19 protein-coding genes are annotated in these 17,401 nt (G+C 61.3%); 10 read left to right on the forward strand and 9 right to left on the reverse strand.

The window, feature by feature from the left end:
* Positions 1-67: 67 nt before the first annotated feature.
* The 6 genes from AS9A_RS17445 (at position 68) to AS9A_RS24205 (ending at position 4,823) form a co-directional block, all read left to right on the forward strand.
* Positions 68-1,093, forward strand: a complete 1,026-nt coding sequence (locus AS9A_RS17445) for a substrate-binding domain-containing protein (RefSeq protein ID WP_041451185.1) — start codon at positions 68-70, stop codon at positions 1,091-1,093.
* 102 nt (positions 1,094-1,195) lie between these two features.
* Entirely contained in the window at positions 1,196-1,828 is a 633-nt protein-coding gene (locus AS9A_RS17450; RefSeq protein ID WP_013808431.1) for an AmiS/UreI family transporter, read from the forward strand.
* A gap of 35 nt (positions 1,829-1,863) precedes the next feature.
* Complete coding sequence (locus AS9A_RS17455; RefSeq protein ID WP_013808432.1) at positions 1,864-2,901, forward strand: aliphatic amidase; 1,038 nt, start codon at positions 1,864-1,866, stop codon at positions 2,899-2,901.
* A gap of 25 nt (positions 2,902-2,926) precedes the next feature.
* Positions 2,927-3,997: an AAA family ATPase gene (locus AS9A_RS17460; RefSeq protein ID WP_013808433.1), complete on the forward strand. Its 1,071-nt coding sequence runs from the start codon at positions 2,927-2,929 to the stop codon at positions 3,995-3,997.
* 9 nt (positions 3,998-4,006) lie between these two features.
* Positions 4,007-4,510 (forward strand): NUDIX hydrolase, encoded by a 504-nt coding sequence (locus AS9A_RS17465; RefSeq protein WP_013808434.1) that lies wholly within the window; start codon positions 4,007-4,009, stop codon positions 4,508-4,510.
* A gap of 124 nt (positions 4,511-4,634) precedes the next feature.
* The gene (locus tag AS9A_RS24205; RefSeq protein ID WP_041451186.1) at positions 4,635-4,823 is read left to right on the forward strand and encodes a hypothetical protein; all 189 of its coding nucleotides are present in this window, start codon (positions 4,635-4,637) and stop codon (positions 4,821-4,823) included.
* A gap of 84 nt (positions 4,824-4,907) precedes the next feature.
* Here AS9A_RS24205 and AS9A_RS17475 read toward each other — a convergent pair whose 3' ends face one another.
* Positions 4,908-5,813 carry a LysR substrate-binding domain-containing protein gene (locus AS9A_RS17475; RefSeq protein WP_013808435.1) on the reverse strand — a complete coding sequence of 302 codons (906 nt, stop codon included), beginning with the start codon at positions 5,811-5,813 and terminating at the stop codon, positions 4,908-4,910.
* A 128-nt stretch (positions 5,814-5,941) separates the two neighbouring features.
* Between AS9A_RS17475 and AS9A_RS17480 the strand changes: the two genes are divergently transcribed.
* Positions 5,942-6,991 carry a YeiH family protein gene (locus AS9A_RS17480; RefSeq protein ID WP_083826710.1) on the forward strand — a complete coding sequence of 350 codons (1,050 nt, stop codon included), beginning with the start codon at positions 5,942-5,944 and terminating at the stop codon, positions 6,989-6,991.
* On the opposite strand, the gene AS9A_RS17485 is transcribed toward AS9A_RS17480, so the two are convergent.
* Together AS9A_RS17485 and nrdF are read right to left on the reverse strand one after the other, a co-directional pair.
* A complete protein-coding gene (locus tag AS9A_RS17485; RefSeq protein WP_013808437.1) occupies positions 6,957-7,751 on the reverse strand; it encodes a DUF1206 domain-containing protein in 795 nt (264 codons plus the stop codon). The genes AS9A_RS17480 and AS9A_RS17485 overlap by 35 nt on opposite strands.
* A 37-nt stretch (positions 7,752-7,788) precedes the next feature.
* Complete coding sequence (nrdF, locus tag AS9A_RS17490) at positions 7,789-8,796, reverse strand: class 1b ribonucleoside-diphosphate reductase subunit beta (protein ID WP_013808438.1); 1,008 nt, start codon at positions 8,794-8,796, stop codon at positions 7,789-7,791.
* A gap of 333 nt (positions 8,797-9,129) precedes the next feature.
* On the opposite strand from nrdF, the gene adhP reads away from it, so the two are divergent.
* On the forward strand, positions 9,130-10,143 hold the full coding sequence (gene adhP, locus AS9A_RS17495; protein WP_013808439.1) for an alcohol dehydrogenase AdhP: 1,014 nt from the start codon (positions 9,130-9,132) through the stop codon (positions 10,141-10,143).
* A gap of 16 nt (positions 10,144-10,159) precedes the next feature.
* Here the strand turns inward: adhP and AS9A_RS17500 are convergent, their stop codons facing one another.
* Both AS9A_RS17500 and AS9A_RS22865 read right to left on the reverse strand, forming a co-directional pair.
* Positions 10,160-10,903 carry a maleylpyruvate isomerase family mycothiol-dependent enzyme gene (locus AS9A_RS17500; protein WP_013808440.1) on the reverse strand — a complete coding sequence of 248 codons (744 nt, stop codon included), beginning with the start codon at positions 10,901-10,903 and terminating at the stop codon, positions 10,160-10,162.
* A 9-nt stretch (positions 10,904-10,912) separates the two neighbouring features.
* Positions 10,913-11,380, reverse strand: coding sequence for a MarR family winged helix-turn-helix transcriptional regulator (locus AS9A_RS22865; protein ID WP_049793771.1), 468 nt, complete (start codon positions 11,378-11,380; stop codon positions 10,913-10,915).
* Between the two features lie 60 nt (positions 11,381-11,440).
* Here AS9A_RS22865 and AS9A_RS17510 point away from each other — a divergent pair, with 60 nt between their 5' ends.
* Positions 11,441-12,637 (forward strand): aminoglycoside phosphotransferase family protein, encoded by a 1,197-nt coding sequence (locus AS9A_RS17510; RefSeq protein ID WP_013808442.1) that lies wholly within the window; start codon positions 11,441-11,443, stop codon positions 12,635-12,637.
* A 24-nt stretch (positions 12,638-12,661) separates the two neighbouring features.
* Positions 12,662-13,048, forward strand: coding sequence for an RNA-binding S4 domain-containing protein (locus tag AS9A_RS17515; protein ID WP_041451187.1), 387 nt, complete (start codon positions 12,662-12,664; stop codon positions 13,046-13,048).
* Positions 13,049-13,131: 83 nt separating this feature from the next.
* On the opposite strand, the gene nrdE is transcribed toward AS9A_RS17515, so the two are convergent.
* The 4 genes from nrdE to AS9A_RS17535 all read right to left on the reverse strand — a co-directional run bounded on the left by nrdE (position 13,132) and on the right by AS9A_RS17535 (position 17,312).
* A complete protein-coding gene (nrdE, locus tag AS9A_RS17520; protein WP_013808444.1) occupies positions 13,132-15,297 on the reverse strand; it encodes a class 1b ribonucleoside-diphosphate reductase subunit alpha in 2,166 nt (721 codons plus the stop codon).
* Complete coding sequence (gene nrdI, locus AS9A_RS17525) at positions 15,282-15,692, reverse strand: class Ib ribonucleoside-diphosphate reductase assembly flavoprotein NrdI (RefSeq protein WP_013808445.1); 411 nt, start codon at positions 15,690-15,692, stop codon at positions 15,282-15,284. The genes nrdE and nrdI overlap by 16 nt, the downstream gene beginning before the upstream one ends.
* 64 nt (positions 15,693-15,756) lie before the next feature.
* Positions 15,757-15,990, reverse strand: a complete 234-nt coding sequence (gene nrdH, locus AS9A_RS17530) for a glutaredoxin-like protein NrdH (protein ID WP_013808446.1) — start codon at positions 15,988-15,990, stop codon at positions 15,757-15,759.
* 371 nt (positions 15,991-16,361) lie between these two features.
* Positions 16,362-17,312, reverse strand: a complete 951-nt coding sequence (locus tag AS9A_RS17535; protein WP_013808447.1) for a hypothetical protein — start codon at positions 17,310-17,312, stop codon at positions 16,362-16,364.
* Positions 17,313-17,401: the final 89 nt, after the last annotated feature.

The following is a 17,401-nucleotide window of genomic DNA, read 5'->3' on the forward strand; positions in this document are numbered from 1 at the left end:
GGAAGAAATGACAGTGCCTTCGGGAAGACTCCTCCGGCCCCAGGGAAGCGCTGCGTTGCGCATCGGTATGGTCGTGCCCCTTCAGGGCCCGGCTGGGCTGTTTGGCCCGTCGTGCGAAGCTCTGTCGGCCCTCGGCGCGCATGAGCTCAACGCTCGGGGCGGGCTGCTCGGTCGCGAGGTCGAGCTCGAGATCATCGACGGTGGTGGGCGGCCAGCCGATGTGGCGGACCACGTCCGGAGACTTGCTGACGAAGGGGTCATCGATGCGGTGAGTGGATGGCACATCTCATCGGTCCGCCATGCGCTCGCGCCAGTACTGGCAGGGCGCATCCCCTATGCGTACACCTCCCTCTACGAGGGCGGGGAGCACCGAACTGGAATCTACTGTTGCGGCGAGACACCGCGCGAACAGATCGGCCCCGCGCTTGAGTGGCTGCGGGACAACCTGGGCACGCGCAGGTGGATGATCGTCGGCGATGATTATGTCTGGCCCCATTTGTCGGCCTCGGCAGTCCATCACTACGCCCACGATCTCGGGCTGACCATTCTCAATGAAACGTTCGTTCACCTCGGACGCAGTGACATGCGCGAGTTGATCGCACGCGTGGCCGCCTTGCAGCCCGAGGGTGTGCTGATGTTGCTTGTGGGGCAGGATGCCGTCGAGTTCAATCGAGCCTTCGCACGAGCCGGTCTGCACGATTCGATCGTGCGCTTCAGTCCGCTGATGGAAGAGAACATGCTGATGGCCAGCGGAACAGACGCCACCATCGGCCTCTTCGTCGCCGCCGCGTATTTCCGGTCGATGATTGGCGCCAATTCTCTTGAACTGGTCAGCCGATACACATCTCTGCACGGCGTCCATGCTCCAGCGCTCAACAACGCGGCCGAATCGTGTTACGAGGGCATCCAGACCCTCGCCACGCTGGTGGAACGTGCTGGGTCACTTGAGATCAGCCGGCTCGACGCAGTTGTGGATGGTGCTGGCTACGACGGGCCACGCGGCCCCGTCGAGTTTCGCGGCTCGCAAGGAAGCCAGCGGGTTCATCTCGCCGTAGCGAATGGCGTGGACTTCGACGTCATTACGACGCTCTAGCCCAGATCGTTCTAGCCAGCCTTCGCTCAGCCCTTGACTATGTGACGGCCACCACTTAGATTCATTTGAAATCTTTTCATTTGAAATTACATGGAGGATCCGATGGGCAACGTGGGCTTGCTATACGTGGGAGCTGTCCTGTTCGTCAACGGCTTGATGCTGCTGGGAGCAGTCCCCCAGCGCTCAGCGGCAGTGCTCAACTTGTTCGTCGGCGCTCTCCAGTGCGTCCTGCCCACCGTTCTGCTCATTCAGGCCGCAGGTGACACCACCGCTATTCTGGCCGCCTCTGGCCTGTACCTTTTCGGTTTCACCTACCTCTACGTGGGAATAACCACTCTTGCGGGTCTCGACACCCAGGGGCTCGGCTGGTTTTCCCTTTTCGTGGCCGCCGCCGCAGTGATCTACTCGGCCCTCTCGTTCACACTGAGCGCCGATCCTGTCTTCGGCGTCATCTGGCTCGCGTGGGCACTCCTGTGGTCCCTCTTCTTCCTGGTACTCGGACTGCGCCGGACTGAATTCACCCGGTTCACCGGATGGGCAGTCGTGCTGCTGAGTCAGCCGACCTGCACGATTCCCGCATTCCTGGGGCTCACCGGCAATTACACACCTACGGCACCCGCCGCCTGGGGCACCGCTGCGGCGTTCCTCACCCTTATCGCGCTCGCCGCGGCGATAGCCCGCCACGAACCAGCAACCAGTCACGTGGGCGCCTCATCCCGAGCCATCCACGCATAACCACTCAGGTACACCACAACAAGGAGGGATCCCTCATGCGTCACGGCGATATTTCATCCAGTCCAGACACAGTCGGCGTCGCGGTCGTCAACTACAAGATGCCGCGCCTGCATACCAGAGCCGAGGTACTCGAGAACGCGCAGAAGATCTCCGACATGATCGTCGGGATGAAATCCGGCCTTCCGGGCATGGATCTCGTCATCTTCCCGGAGTACTCGACGCAGGGCATCATGTACGACGAGTCCGAGATGTACGAGACCGCAGCGACGATCCCCGGTGACGAAACCTCGATCTTCGCCAAAGCCTGCCGCCAGGCGCGCACGTGGGGGGTCTTCTCCATCACCGGCGAACAGCACGAAGATCACCCGCACAAGCCCCCCTACAACACTCTCGTCCTCATCAACGACCAAGGCGAGATCGTTCAGAAGTACCGGAAAATTCTCCCGTGGTGCCCCGTCGAAGGGTGGTATCCGGGCGACACCACCTACGTCACGGCGGGCCCAAAGGGCATGAAGATTTCCCTCATCGTGTGCGACGACGGCAACTACCCAGAGATCTGGCGGGACTGCGCGATGAAGGGGGCCGAACTCATCGTCCGCTGCCAGGGCTACATGTACCCCTCGAAGGACCAACAGGTACTGATGGCCAAAGCGATGGCCTGGGCGAACAACTGTTACGTCGCAGTGGCGAACGCCGCGGGATTCGACGGCGTGTACTCGTACTTCGGCCACTCCTCAATCATCGGTTTCGACGGACGCACCCTCGGCGAGACCGGTGAGGAGGAATACGGAATCCAGTACGCGCAACTCTCGCTCTCCGCCATCCGCGACGCTCGAACCCACGACCAATCCCAGAACCACCTGTTCAAACTGCTGCACCGCGGCTACTCCGGTGTGCACGCTGCTGGCGACGGCGACAAAGGCGTCGCCGACTGCCCCTTTGAGTTCTACAAGCTCTGGGTTACCGACGCGCAGAAGGCTCAGGAGAAGGTGGAAGCAATCACCCGCGAGACAGTCGGCGTCGCAGAGTGCCGTGTTGGAAACCTGCCCATAGAACAAACGCGAGAAGCCTAAGACCCAGGGGCAGTAAGGATCCGCCATGCCGTTTCTGACCGACATGTTCCACGAGAACAACAAGAACCACCCGACCGACTCGGCGGGCGGATCCGGCCCCCGCGCTGATGTCCCCGCATCCCACCCCTCGCGCGGAATCAATAATGGGGGCTTCAGCCCGGACGTGCTGACCGCCAGACTCGGTGAGCGCATCATCGGGCAAGATGCTGCGATAGCAGCTGTGGTCAGGGCCGTTACGCTAGCGCAGTGCGGACTGTGTGATCCTGCGCGACCACTCGCGAACATCCTGCTCGTTGGCCCCACTGGCGTCGGCAAAACCGAACTGGTGCGACGTGTCGCGGCCGAACTGCGCAGCGGGCCGGATGATCTGTGCCGTATCGATATGAACGCGCTCGCACAAGAGCACTATGCGGCTTCTTTCTCGGGGGCACCACCCGGATATGCGGGCAGCAAAGAATCCTTCACCCTATTCGACAAAGGAAGCATTGAAGGAGATCCTTACACTCCCGGAATAGTCCTATTTGACGAGATTGAGAAAGCAGACCGAACAGTCCTTCGGGCGCTGCTGCAAATTCTGGACAGTGGCGTATTACACCTCGCCAATGGAGAGCGCACGATATCGTTCCGCAATAGCTACATCTTCATGACCTCGAATCTTGGTTCACGTTCGATTTCCCAGTCCAGACGGCGAATCGCTTCTAGATTCGGGCTTGCACGAGACGGCGCCACAGTCGTGCGGCGAGAACTCGAGCGCTTCTTTGACCCCGAGTTCTTCAACCGGATAGATGAGACCGTGATTCTTAGGGAGTTCACTCACGAGACCGCAATGAGGGTGACACGGCTCGAGCTTGACCTCCTATCGCAGCGGCTCGCACGGCGGTCCGTCGTGCTCACCACGAGTCCGGCAGCTGTGAGCACCCTTGCCGACCGGGGCTTCGACCCCGTTTACGGAGCACGGGGGTTGCGCCGGGCCATTCGGGAGCTGGTGAGCGCTCCACTCGCGCGCGAACTAGTGCGGGTACGTCCAGTGGGAACCAAGCCGGTGACGGCCGCCGTCAACGCCACAGGCAAGGCGCTGCATGTGCAGGTCAGCTAGCCTCGCGTTGTGGCAGTCCCCGATTTCGTCCTCAAACTTCGCCAGCACATCGGCCACGACATGCTCTGGCTACCGAGCGTGAGTGCCGTGATTTTCGATGATGCCGCGAACGTGCTGCTCGCCAAGCGTACCGACAACGGCCGCTGGGCAGTGATATCAGGAATTCTGGAACCCGGCGAGCACCCCGCCCCGGCAATCAAGCGGGAGATCAGTGAGGAAGCGGGCATCGAAGTCGACCTGTTGCACCTCGCGAGCGTCGACGTCAGCCCCGAGATCGTCCACGCCAACGGCGACCAGTGTCAGTACTTAGACCTTTGTTTCACAGCTCGTTTCGTCGCAGGCACCCCACATCCGGCGGATGATGAGAACACGGCTGTCGCGTGGTTTTCACCGCACGATCTGCCGGAGGGTCTGAGCGAATCGTCACGGCTCCGGATACGTCGCGCTGTGGCTGCGCTTGCCGGTGCGCAGCCGCGTGAGAGTAAAGATGTGATTCCCTGGTTTTACAGTTAGTAGCCTTCCGCAGCTGATTTGACACCGGACTGCTGGTTTTGCATGTGACTTTTGGGAGAATTACACGTTGTTAGTTTGATTTTCGATCACATTCATTACTGCCGAACGTCTTGATCTTGAACGGATGAGAAGGCAATATAAGCATCGAGCTGGGCCGGAGCAAGAAATACGGAAACACTCCATTTTCCTCGAGTTCCTCTGCGACGCTGATGTCATCGGATCGATCGAACTGTGCGATGACGAGGGTGACGACGCTGGAGATGAGAACGGCGACGAAAACGGTGACGAGACTGGGGACGAAACCGCCGCGTAGGCCGCTCCTAGACCTATGACAGGCACAGCAAGCCTGCTGAGAAGATCGCTATTGCGCTTCTCTTGGCAGGCTTGCTGGCTCTCCTCAGCTCCGTACTGCAATGTTCATCAGCGCTGCGTTCACTCCTGTCGGTCTAGCCCCGCGCCGCCAGATCGCACGGAATTCGCGACGAAGCACCGAAGAATCAGATAGCGCTACCGATACCAGACTGCCATCTTTCAGTTCCTCTTCGACGCTCAGTCGACTCAGCACGGCTGGTGCCACACCGGCCCGTGCAGCAGCCTTGATCGCGGCCGTCGACCCGAGCTCCGCCGCGGGAGCTGGCGGGTCACCAACTCGCCTCAACACGTCCCATACTGCTTCCCTCGTACCGGAACCCTTTTCCCGAAGGAGCAGCGGAGTAGCCGCAACCTCCTGAATGTCCAGCGGACCCGATCGCACGGCCCATGCGTGGCCAGGCGCGACAACAGCGATGAGTTCGTCTTCACCCACCACCCGTGCCTCGAGTCCGTCGGCCACGCTCGGCCCTTCGACGAAGCCGAGATCCACGTCGCGATTGTGGACAAGTTCCATCACCTGGTGCGAATTGCCCACTCGCAGCGCCACGCTGGTGTCCGGGAGTTCCCTGTGCAGCGCAAGGAGCCAACTAGGGATGCGATGATCCGCGATCGTCATCGAGGCGGCAATTCGCAACGATGTGCGCTGGTGGCCATGGAGCGCAGAGGCGCCCGCAACCAGCGCACGGGCTGCGTCCAGGACAGGAATGGCCCACTCGACTACCGCCGCGCCCGCGGGTGTCAGTTTTGAGCCAGTGGGACTCCTTTCCAGAAGCACCAGCCGCAACTGCGCCTCGAGCGCGCGGATCCGCATGCTCGCAGCGGGCTGACTGATTCCGCGTTCCCGCGCGGCCAGGCCTAGACTGCCCAGTTCCGCGACTGAAACCAGGAGATCAAGCACGTCGAGGCGCGGTGTCTGCGGCGGCAATCTCATAAGTACAGCTTATGGCGTCATAGCGAACTGACGTCTACCGCGACCCGTACACGAAAGACAGGGTGAATGGTGCGCGCGGTAGGAGGAGGTGAGGCGCAGTGCACCATGTACGCACGGGTCCCCCCGCGATGGACAGCCCGCAGAAAGTTTCCAGACGCAGCCGTTTGCTCCGGACACTCCCCGGGCTCGGTTTCGCCCTGCTGTTAGCAGCGGCCGCCACCGCGCTGGGCACCGCGGTGCCTGTCTTCGGCGCGCCGGTATGTGGCATCCTGCTTGGTGTTCTGGCGGGTGTGCTCCTGCGCCGTTGGTGCTATCCATTTCACGCAGCCGCGGGCTCGGGGGCGCGCGTGGCCTCGACCTACCTTCTCCAGGCCGGGATCGTCATTCTTGGCGTAGGTCTGCCTTTCACGTCCCTTGTGGATATCGGCGCCGCTATCGCTCCGATCATGCTCGCGACGTTCGCCGTGACGCTGTCCGGCGCCCTGTTGCTGGGTCGCCTGATGAAACTCGACCCCGAATTGCGCATTCTCATCGGCGCGGGCACCGCCATCTGTGGTGCCTCGGCTATCGCCGCGATCGCAGCGGTACTTCACCCGGCGAAGGACCGGATCGCGATCGCGCTGGGGACAGTGCTCACCTTCAGTGTTACTGGCGCGCTGATCTTTCCAGTGCTGGGGTCACTTGCTGGATTGAGCGACGAAATGTTCGGCATCTGGGCGGGTACTGCGATCAATGACACCTCAACGGTCGTGGCGGCTGCCTACGCCTTCGGCGCCGCGGCAGGCACGTACGCAGTGGTGGTGAAGCTTGCCCGCAGTCTGCTGATTGTGCCTCTCTGCCTGGCCGTTCAAGCCTGGGTGGCGGTGCGGTCGCACCGACGCGGCACGCCTGTGAAGGGTGTCCTTCGATCTGTCCCGATCTTTGTTTTCCTATTCGTGGGTGCGACATTCCTGCCTGCCGCTGGCATCCTGCCTGCCGCAGCTCAAGAGGGAGCAGGGCTCGCTAGTACCTTCCTCGTTACTGCTGCGCTCGCGGCGATTGGCGTGTTGCTGCGGCCGGCTCAACTGACTGCGGCGGGTGTGCGGCCACTCGCTTTCGGTGGGCTCCTCGGCATCCTCGCGGGCGGGGTAAGCCTAGCGCTACTTACATTTTGGCCCGCCCTGACTGTGCCAGGCTGAATATCCCGAACGTCACCATCGCGAGCGCGACCAGCCCGAGGAAGACGTACCCGTATGGTTGCGCCGCCAGAGTGCGCAACGCCGCATCGAGCCCGGCGGCTTCGTCTGGCTGAGAACGGAAGGTGGCAATGATGATGAGCACCCCTACCGTCGCGATTACGAGCCCCTTGCCGATGTACCCGGCAATGCCCAGCCCCATGAGCGGTACACCCGAACGGCCCACCAATTCACCGAGGAACTTGCGGTTCCCGCCCTTGTAGACGTGCGCACCACCTACGAAAACAACGACTAAACCGGCCACGACAAGGACGGCGCTGCCCGCTCCGGTTTGCATCAGCTGTCCAGTGAATGCCACAGCCTCAGCATCATCGGGCGCCTGACCGGAAGCGAACCTGAACGCGAGATATCCCAGTGCTGCCTGTACGGCGCCAACCGAAAGCGCGCTGATCCTGTCGAACAAACTCATGGTGTGAGGCGAGCCGTCCGATGCCCTCCCCATGACGGTTTCCACTAGCCGCCACAACGCCATCGCGGTAAAGCACGCGGTGGCCATCCACAGTCCGATCCTGCCGCCGGGCTCGCGCGCAATTTCCGCAAATGCCCCGGTCGGGTCGGGGTCCGCACTTTCCTGCCCGCCTATCACGAGCTGAATCGCCAGGTAGCCGATCGCAATATGCAGCAGGCCAGAGACAATGTACCCACTGCGTGCGGCCACCTCGAACGCGCTGTGCTGCGCCGGGTGCCGAAACGCGCTGTTCATGTGCCGCCTTCACGGGCCACTCGGAAGGAAGGCTCGGCTAGAAGTCCCAGTCTTCGTCTTCTGTGTTCACGGCCTTGCCGATCACGTATGACGAACCCGAACCAGAGAAGAAGTCGTGGTTCTCGTCCGCATTCGGCGAAAGTGCGGAAAGGATGGCCGGGTTGACGTCGGTTTCGTCCTTCGGGAACAGCGGCTCATACCCCAGGTTCATCAGCGCCTTGTTGGCGTTGTAGCGAAGGAACTTCTTGACGTCCTCCGCAAGCCCGACACCGTCGTACAAGTCTTGTGTGTACTCCACTTCGTTGTCGTACAACTCAAAGAGCAACTCGAAGGTGTAGTCCTTCAATTCTTGCCGCTTTTCGGGGCTGACGAGTTCGAGCCCGCGCTGGTATTTGTACCCGATGTAGTAGCCATGCACTGCTTCGTCACGAATGATCAGCCGGATCATGTCTGCGGTGTTCGTGAGCTTAGCGCGCGATGACCAGTACATCGGCAAATAGAAGCCTGAGTAGAAGAGGAATGACTCGAGCAGCGTCGAGGCGACTTTGCGCTTCAGCGGATCGTCACCGCGGTAATACTCCATGACGATCTCGGCCTTGCGCTGCAGGTTCTCGTTCTCCTCCGACCAGCGGAACGCGTCATCGATGTCCCGGGTCGAGCACAGCGTGGAGAAAATCTGTGAGTAGCTCTTCGCGTGGACCGATTCCATGAATGCAATGTTCGTCAGGACAGCTTCCTCATGCGGGGTGAGTGCATCGGGAATCAGGCTGACTGCTCCGACGGTGCCCTGGATCGTGTCCAGCAACGTCAGGCCGGTGAAGACTCGCATGGTCAATTGCTTCTCGTAGTCGGTGAGCGTCCCCCACGACGGGATGTCGTTCGACACCGGAACCTTTTCGGGCAGCCAGAAATTGCCGGTCAGGCGATCCCACACCTCCGCGTCCTTCTCGTCGGGCACGCGGTTCCAGTTGATCGCCGAGACTCGACTGACCAGCTTTACCTTTCCCCCTTCGGCGGGGCTGTGCGCAGCAGAGGTGAGGGTCATGGGTGCTTCTTTCCTGTCGAAGGCTGACTCAATACAAGTCTCTCAAATTTTCGATGGCCATCCTGAAGCCCAGGGAAACTGAGTGTCGCTAACCACAACACTTAGTGGCAACACTCTAACCCAAAGCGTAGATGTAGTAGTTACATTGATGAAATTCACCGGTGCGGCGCGTCCTGTGGCGTGTCGCGCGGCATCCTCCCGTACGACCATGATCCTCCCTCAAGCTATCCAACGTCACCCGATTGGGGGCCGTTCGGCACCTGTTATTTGCGCTCTGCCGCGACAAGGTTGGAGTACCAGCCCAGCCATGCGCGTCACAAGCGGAGAGAAAAGATGAAAGCAGCAGTTGTCCACGGCTTCCACACACCTGTCAGCATCGAGGATCGGCCGATTCCCGACGTGGGCCCCCACGAAGTCCTCGTGCGCGTCGAGGCCTCGGGCCTCTGCCACACCGATATCCACGCAGCGAACGGAGACTGGCCAGTAAAGCCCACACCGCCTTTCATTCCCGGCCACGAGGGTGTAGGAATCATTGAGCGCGCTGGCGCGAACATCACGCGGGTGGCAGTCGGTGATCGTGTTGCCGTGCCGTGGCTCGGCACGGCGTGCGGCGAATGCGAATACTGCATCACGGGGTGGGAAACGCTATGCGAGAAGCAGCAGAACACCGGCTACTCCATCGACGGCGGGTGGGCGGACTATGTCGTCGCTGATGGCAGATACGTTGTGAAAGTCCCAGAGGGCGTTGACCCCTTCGAGGCGGCACCGCTGACGTGCGCGGGCGTTACCACCTACAAAGCGGTGAAGGTTTCGGGTGCGCGTTCCTCGGACCTCGTCGCGATTTTCGGGATCGGCGGCCTCGGGCACCTCGCGCTCCAATATGCCCAGATCGCGGGTGCCCGCGTTGTCGCAGTCGATCTCGTCGATGAAAAGTTGGAGATGGCGCGGGAACTTGGCGCAACCTATACCGTCAACGCACGCGAAACCGATCCCGTCGAGTACATCAAAAGCCTGGGTGGCGCGGACGCGGCGATAGCCCTCGCCGTGAATCCCAAATCTTTCGAGCAGGCGTACGGCTCGCTCAAGCGGGGCGGCACTCTGGTGCTTGTCGGTTTGCCAGCTGAAAACCAGATGAACCTACCGATCTTCGAGACCGTCCTCAACGGCATCACCGTTGTCGGCTCGATCGTGGGCACACGCGCTGACCTGCAAGAAGTATTCGAGCTCCACGCGGCAGGTAAGACGTCGGTTCGTTACCACACGCGCAAGCTCGACGAAGTCAACGACGCGATTCGCGACGTCGAGCAAGGCAAGATCGATGCCCGTCTGGTGTTCGACATGTCGTGAACCGAAAGGTCCGCGACTACACCTGAATCAGATCAAGAATCTGCGCGGCGCATGCGCGGTCACCGGTTAGCTCGACACTGTCGAGCGGTGTCCGTCGCCATACCGTAAGGAGCAAATCGGAGGCTGGCCCCCTGAGCACGGCCTGCGCCTCGCCGCCCCGGCCACGCCGGACACTCGGACCGGCGTCGCCGAGAGTGAGGGTCCACCGGGCTGACTCCGTTTCGGAGCATTCGAGGCGTAATGAGCTTCCTGAACCGCGCCCATCAGCCCGCGCACTCAGAATTCTCGGCACGAATACGGTGAGCCATTCTTCGCTGCCGTCGGCTGCAAGCGTCGCATCGATGCGTCCCGCCTGGCCGGGAGAGACCGCGTTCTCCGCGTCCCAGCGATGCACGGCAGTCTCGTGCGCCTGTCTGCGGAACCAGAATGCTGCCGTCCCTGGTCCCGCAAAGGTATCTGCTGGAGTGTCCGGATCCGTACGGGCCAGCTCCTCAACGAGGATCTCGAGCGACTCCTTGTACCATGGCAGGACGTCAGCCCCTCGCGGCGGCCGGTTGCCGCTCGACAGACCGGCTGCCGCTTCGGTCCCGTCAGCTAGGTACGCTGCGGCCCACCGGTGCACACGCCCGAGATGACCCACCAGGCGCTCGAGGTTCCAGCCCGGACACGTGGGCACGGGCACATCAAGTGAGTCAGAGGGCTGGGCCGCCATCAGCTCGCCCTCACGAACAATCGCGGCACGGTAGTCGTCGGGATGCACGGATATAAACTACGCCTTCGGCTCGGTGCGCGTCCCGAAGCTCTCCATCCCAAGGTCGTACAGCACAGCTTTCATGGTGTCGTAACGCTCCGGTCCGGCCTCTTTTCGCCACGCTCGCTCAACTGCCGCGATTCGGGCTGACACCTCGCGAGCGACCCGCTCGCCGTCGGCTGTTCGGACAACCACCCTCACGCGCCTGTCGGACGGCAGTTTCTCGCTCACGACAAGTCCGTCTTCTTCCATCGCATTGACGAATTCGCCAAGTGATTGCTTGGTCATCCCGGAAAGCGCCGCGAGATCAGTAATCCGGATCCCGCGCTCGGGGATCATCTGGAGCAAGCGCATGAATCCGCCGCGCGGATGGGGCGGATCCCCCGCCTCAAGCAGCTCACGGTGCATTCTGCGGTTCACCCCCTCAACCAAGACAAGAACGTGGTCAGGAAGATGGGACGCTGCCGACAATCGACCCTTGCGCATAGTAGTAAGGTTACCTTATTATTAATAGTAAGGTAGCCTTACTCACAACGGGAGGGCGCTATGTCCGCCCGATCCACGCACACCGAAACCGATGAGGACCTGTACCGGCTCGCGGAACTCAATACGCGAACGATGCACAGTGTCACGACACAGGCTGTGGGTGAGCCCGTCCACGTGCAGGCAGTGCGGCATTCGGCGTTCCCCTACCAGTGGGGGTCGGTTTCGACCGCGGGCCTCTGGAAGGTCGTCGTCAGTTATGCGACATCGTCGCAGCGCAACGGTGATCACGCATTCTTTGTGAAACTTCTCCGGAATCCCCGGCTGTGGCCACAACTGAGCCTCCTCCCCGAAGCTATCCGTCGAGAATTTCTGGACTACCTGCCCTGGAAGTTCGAGTATGAAGTACATGAGAGCGGCATCGCCGAAGCGCTGCCGCCTGGCATGCGAATGCCGATCTTGCACCACGCGGAACACACGCGAGACGACTGGCTGGCACTGTGGTGGGAATGCGTGGACGTGTCCCCTGAGCCCTGGCGCGCTGATGATTTCGCGCGAACTGCCTATCTGCTCGGCCGCCTCGCAGCAAAGAGACGCCCGGGCGCAGCAGTTAATGCTCGGCTCCCCGCCATCTGTCATCAGCGAAGATTCGGAGGCGCGCTGCGCTACTTCGTGACGACGCGGGTCCAGCAAGTCCAACTGCCGATTCTGCGAGAACGCTCAACATGGCAGACCCCGCTGCTGGCACACGCCCTCGCCTTGGTCGACGACCCGGAGCTGCCTGGGGACCTCGCGCGGCTGGCAGACCGCCTGCACGCGATACTCGATCAGCTCGATCGACTGCCACACACCTTTGCGCACGGCGATGCCAGCCCGCAGAACCTCCTTATCCCACGCGCGGACCGCGACGAACGAATCGTCATCGACTGGGGGTTCGGGACACTCCTGCCCATCGGCTTCGACCTCGGCCAACTACTTGTGGGCCTTGTCCACGCGGGCGAGATGGCACCTGCGGAGCTCGAGAACATTCAGTCCGTGATTGTTCCAGCGTACGTCGAAGGCCTTGCTGCAGATCACTACCCGTGTGCCGAGCGGGATGTACGCCAGGGCTTTCTCGGCTCACTCGTAGCGCGATCGGCACTGACATCAATCCCAACGGAGCTGTTGGACCAGCCACTGACCGACGACAATCAAGAGTTGGTCGTTGACCGCTTGCTGCTCACTCGATATTTGGTGGAGCTGGCGAAAGACCTCGGCTGAACGCTCGCCTTCTATCCTGGTGACATGCCTCAACCAGCCGAACAATCCAGCCGAGTGCGGGTGGACGTCTGGCTGTGGTCTGTGCGACTGGTGAAAACTCGCTCGACCGCAGCGAGCGCGTGCCGCGGCGGTCACGTCCGGGTCAACGGCGCCCCAGCTAAACCGTCCCAGGCGATCGGGCCGGGAGACGAGGTTCGTCTGTGGTCACACGGAGTCCTGCGAATTGTCGAAGTCGTGGATCCGCTGAAGAAGCGTGTCGGAGCACCGGCGGCCGCGCTGGCCCTGATCGACCGCAGTCCGCCGCCACCCCCGAAGGAAGTTCTCGCCTCGATCCCCCGCCGTGATCGCGGCGCTGGCCGCCCTACCAAGCGCGAACGTCGTCAGCTCGATCGATTGAAGTCCTTCGAATAGCACACCGCCGGTCGTGTGCAGATACTTGCACGCATCGTGCGCGCAAGTTACTCAAATTTGCGCACGACCGGGCGGTGTTTCGATCACAGCATGCAGCTGACGCAGCCCTCGACTTCAGTCCCTTCGAGTGCCATCTGGCGCAGACGGATGTAGTACAGCGTCTTGATGCCTTTGCGCCACGCGTAAATCTGAGCCCTGTTCAGGTCACGCGTGGTCACCGTGTCCTTGAAGAACAGTGTCAGCGAAAGTCCTTGGTCGACATGCTGGGTCGCTGCCGCGTACGTGTCGATGATTTTCTCGTACCCGATCTCATACGCATCCTGGAAGTACTCCAGGTTGTCGTTCGTCATGTAAGGCGCCGGGTAATAGACCCGACCGATCTTGCCTTCCTTACGGATCTCGATCTTTGATGCGATCGGATGGATCGAGGACGTCGAGTGGTTGATGTAGCTGATCGAACCGGTCGGCGGCACAGCCTGCAGGTTCTGGTTGTAGATGCCGTGTTCCTGAACGGACGCCTTCAGCTCGAGCCAGTCCTCCTGCGTCGGGATGTGGATGCCCGCGTCGTCGAACAGTTTCTGGACTCGGGGGGTCCGTGGCTTCCACTCCCGCTCGGTGTACTTGTCGAAGAACTCACCGCTGGCGTATTTCGAATCGGGGAAGCCCTTGAAGTACGTCCCACGCTCGATCGCAAGGTTGTTGGACGCCCGCAAGGCGTGGAACAGCACGGAGTAGAAGTAGATGTTCGTGAAGTCGACACCCTCGTCAGAGCCGTACTGGATGTACTCCCGCGCGAGATAACCGTGGAGGTTCATCTGCCCCAGACCGATCGCGTGGGAATCGTTGTTGCCCTTCTCGATTGACGGCACTGAGGTGATGTGCGTCTGATCCGATACTGCGGTGAGCGCCCGGATCGCGACTTCGACGGTTTCACCGAAGTTCGGCGAATCCATCGTCTTCGCGATGTTGAGGCTGCCGAGGTTGCACGAGATGTCCTTGCCGATTTCGCTGTACGACAGGTCATCGTTGTACAGGCTCGGAGTTGAGACCTGCAGGATCTCTGAGCACAGGTTCGAGTGGGTGATCTTCCCCTTGATCGGGTTCGCGCGGTTCACCGTGTCCTCGAACATGATGTACGGATAGCCCGACTCGAACTGCAGCTCAGCGATGGTCTGAAAGAACTCGCGCGCCTTGATCTTGGTTTTGCGGATGCGCTTGTCATCGACCATTTCGTAATACTTCTCGGTGACGTTAATGTCCGCGAACGGCACCCCGTAGACCCGCTCCACGTCATAGGGCGAGAAGAGGTACATGTCCTCGTTCTTCTTCGCCAGGTGGAAGGTGATGTCGGGGATCACCACACCGAGGGAGAGCGTCTTGATGCGGATCTTCTCGTCGGCGTTCTCACGCTTGGTGTCGAGGAACCGGTAGATGTCTGGGTGGTGTGCGTGCAGGTAGACCGCGCCCGCGCCTTGCCTGGCTCCGAGCTGGTTCGCGTAGGAGAACGAGTCTTCGAGGAGCTTCATCACCGGGATGACGCCCGACGACTGGTTCTCGATCTTCTTGATCGGCGCGCCATGTTCACGAATGTTGGACAGCAGGAGCGCCACGCCTCCGCCGCGCTTGGACAGCTGCAGCGCAGAGTTGATGGCACGGCCAATTGACTCCATGTTGTCTTCGATTCTCAACAAAAAGCAACTAACTGGCTCGCCGCGCTGCTTCTTGCCTGAGTTGAGGAAAGTCGGCGTTGCTGGCTGGAATCGGCCGGAGATCATTTCGTCGACAAGCCGTTCCGCGAGGGGACGCTCGCCGGCGGCAAGGGTGAGCGCAACCATGCATACGCGGTCCTCGAACCGCTCGAGGTAGCGCTTCCCATCGAACGTTTTCAGTGTGTACGACGTGTAGTACTTGAACGCGCCCACGAAGGTCGGGAACCGGAACTTCTTCTTGTAGGCGCGCTGGAACAGTGCCTTCACGAACTCACGGTCGTACTGGTCGAGCACCTCGGTCTCGTAGTAGTCGTGCTCGATGAGGTAGTCGAGCTTTTCATCGAGGTCGTGGAAGAACACCGTGTTCTGGTTCACGTGCTGCAGGAAGTACTGCCGGGCGGCTTCGCGGTCCTTGTCCAGCTGGATTTTGCCGTCCGGGCTGTAGAGGTTCAGCATCGCGTTGAGCGCGTGGTAATCGAGTTCGCTCTCCGCTCCGCGGGCCGGTGCGGCCGATTCCGGTGCAGTCACTGTCGGTGCCAAAACTGTTCCAATCCCTCGCGGACGCGCTCGACGTCCTCAGATGTCCCCATTAGCTCGAATCGGTACAAGTACGGCACTTTGCACTTCTTCGAGATGATGTCTCCTGCAACGCCAAAAGCGTCGCCAAAATTCGTGTTTCCCGCCGCGATCACTCCGCGAATCAGCGAACGGTTGTGCGGGTTGTTCAAGAACCGGATCACTTGTTTCGGCACGGCACCGACGTGCCTGCCCTGCGAATCTTTCCCGCCCGCGTACGTCGGGACCACCAGCACGAACGGCTGATTGACCTCAATATCGCCGTTCTGGCCATGGACGGGTATGCGAACGGCGGGCAAGTCGAGTTTACGGACGAACCTGTGCGTGTTCTCCGAGACACTGGAAAAGTAGACCAGCATTTCCGCTCCACTCACATCTCATCGAGGGCGGTTCTGGTGGCCCACTTTCCCTGGGTGCAGGAGATCAGGCGGCGGCAGTCGCCAGCGACTTGATCTGGTCGGGGCGGAAGCCCGCCCAGTGGCTCTCCCCGGCCACCACCACGGGAGCCTGCAGGTAGCCCAGCGCCATGACAAAGTCGCGTGCCTCAGCGTCCTCGGTGATATCGACGACGTCATACGCCAGCCCCGCCTTGTCGAGGGCGCGGTAGGTCGCATTGCACTGAACGCATGCTGGCTTGGTGTAGACGGTGATGCTCATCTGCTACCGACCTCTCATGGTGAAGGGCGCACCAGAACCTTGTGGTGCTTGCATCTGAAAACACTCATCGCCGCGCGGACTACCCGTCATCATTGATGAATGTGGTCGAACTTCACCCTTCACGAGCCATCGGCTGGCTTCCCCTCCGACCGCCGACCCTGTGGGTGCTGCTCTGCTCTAAACACTACACCTAGTGTCTGACACCGCAAGCGAATCGCATATCTAGTAATGACATTTTTGGAATTCGCAGGTTGTAACCCGTGTGACCAGGCATCCGTGGCGTGTCGAACTAGCCTCTGGCGTGTCGTCCACAGGCCTGTGGAAAGGCTGCGAACTACATCGCTGTAAGTAAGCTGCAGCAAACACGCACCTCAGTCGCGTCGCCCACGCAGGACGCCCGCGAGGATCAGCAAGAGCCCCGCCAGTCCCCAAAATGCAAGCACGAGAGTCGGCTGAGCGGACCCCATACCGTCGAAGAAAGACACCGATCGCAACAAATCCGCGCCCGCACCGGGCGGCAGGAACTGGCCGACGGTCCCCCAGCTTCCGGGGAGCATTTCCGGCGCCACCGCGACACCCGAGAGCGGGTTCCCGATCAGAAACACAGTGACGGCACCGAGCGCGATACCCGCGTGGCCCAGCACCGAATGCAGGCCCACGAGTGTGATGCCAATCGCCCCGATTGTCAGCGCGATGGCAGCACTATTGATCCAGTAGCTTCCAGCCAGCACCCCAAGCCATCCCTGTGCGACAAAGCCCGCAACGAGTCCGGACAGAGCCGCACCAAGCAGCACAGCAACCATCCTGCGCGCCGCTCCCGCGAGAGCCAGCGAGGAAGCGACGCCGATCAGCAGTCCGCCCATAACCATCGGAAGCGCAGCTGCCGCAAACCCCGCGCCGCGCGGGTCATCCGCCGTAAACGGCACGAGATCGTTCACGTCCGACATCGCCGGGCCGCTAGCGACCCCCGTCAGCAGGTGGGCCACCACAGGGCTTGCGGCCGAGGCGGTCAGCAAGGCTGGCGGCGAGCCTGGACTCAGTACGAACGCTCCGTAGACCTCGCGATCTGTGACGAGCGCCTCGGCCACCGACGCGTCATTCGCTTCGGTAATCGCGAACACCCCGGGGGCCCTGTCGTTCAGTTGGGCCGAGAACTCTGCGACAGCGGCCGGTGGGCCTGCTACTGCGATTGGAAGATCCGCGGGAGCCGAACGCGCCGCAGGCCAGGCGAAGGCAGCGAGTAGCAGACCGACAACGAGGGACAGCGCGCAGGCAATCCCGATCGCCTTCGGCCACGGGGACGCGGTTGAGGTGGCATCCATGACATCCTCCTATAAAACGAACGACCGTTCTCTTATAATGGCAGAGCGCCACCGCTCAAACAAGAGCGCGGCTTCGCTGGAGAGAACGG

This window comes from Hoyosella subflava DQS3-9A1 (genome assembly GCF_000214175.1).
In the GTDB taxonomy this organism is placed as follows: Bacteria; Actinomycetota; Actinomycetes; order Mycobacteriales; family Mycobacteriaceae; genus Hoyosella; species Hoyosella subflava.

What these genes read in the sequence shown, in the direction of transcription:
- AS9A_RS17485 (WP_013808437.1), bottom strand. Translation starts at nt 7,751, where the DNA reads ATGAACAGCGCGTTTCGGCACCCGGCGCAGCACAGCGCGTTCGAGGTG.
- nrdH (WP_013808446.1), bottom strand. Translation starts at nt 15,990, where the DNA reads ATGAGCATCACCGTCTACACCAAGCCAGCATGCGTTCAGTGCAATGCG.
- AS9A_RS17515 (WP_041451187.1), top strand. Translation starts at nt 12,662, where the DNA reads ATGCCTCAACCAGCCGAACAATCCAGCCGAGTGCGGGTGGACGTCTGG.
- AS9A_RS17480 (WP_083826710.1), top strand. Translation starts at nt 5,942, where the DNA reads ATGGACAGCCCGCAGAAAGTTTCCAGACGCAGCCGTTTGCTCCGGACA.
- AS9A_RS24205 (WP_041451186.1), top strand. Translation starts at nt 4,635, where the DNA reads ATGAGAAGGCAATATAAGCATCGAGCTGGGCCGGAGCAAGAAATACGG.
- AS9A_RS22865 (WP_049793771.1), bottom strand. Translation starts at nt 11,380, where the DNA reads ATGCGCAAGGGTCGATTGTCGGCAGCGTCCCATCTTCCTGACCACGTT.
- nrdI (WP_013808445.1), bottom strand. Translation starts at nt 15,692, where the DNA reads ATGCTGGTCTACTTTTCCAGTGTCTCGGAGAACACGCACAGGTTCGTC.
- AS9A_RS17475 (WP_013808435.1), bottom strand. Translation starts at nt 5,813, where the DNA reads ATGAGATTGCCGCCGCAGACACCGCGCCTCGACGTGCTTGATCTCCTG.
- AS9A_RS17455 (WP_013808432.1), top strand. Translation starts at nt 1,864, where the DNA reads ATGCGTCACGGCGATATTTCATCCAGTCCAGACACAGTCGGCGTCGCG.
- AS9A_RS17460 (WP_013808433.1), top strand. Translation starts at nt 2,927, where the DNA reads ATGCCGTTTCTGACCGACATGTTCCACGAGAACAACAAGAACCACCCG.
- AS9A_RS17445 (WP_041451185.1), top strand. Translation starts at nt 68, where the DNA reads ATGGTCGTGCCCCTTCAGGGCCCGGCTGGGCTGTTTGGCCCGTCGTGC.
- AS9A_RS17450 (WP_013808431.1), top strand. Translation starts at nt 1,196, where the DNA reads ATGGGCAACGTGGGCTTGCTATACGTGGGAGCTGTCCTGTTCGTCAAC.
- AS9A_RS17510 (WP_013808442.1), top strand. Translation starts at nt 11,441, where the DNA reads ATGTCCGCCCGATCCACGCACACCGAAACCGATGAGGACCTGTACCGG.
- AS9A_RS17535 (WP_013808447.1), bottom strand. Translation starts at nt 17,312, where the DNA reads ATGGATGCCACCTCAACCGCGTCCCCGTGGCCGAAGGCGATCGGGATT.
- nrdF (WP_013808438.1), bottom strand. Translation starts at nt 8,796, where the DNA reads ATGACCCTCACCTCTGCTGCGCACAGCCCCGCCGAAGGGGGAAAGGTA.
- adhP (WP_013808439.1), top strand. Translation starts at nt 9,130, where the DNA reads ATGAAAGCAGCAGTTGTCCACGGCTTCCACACACCTGTCAGCATCGAG.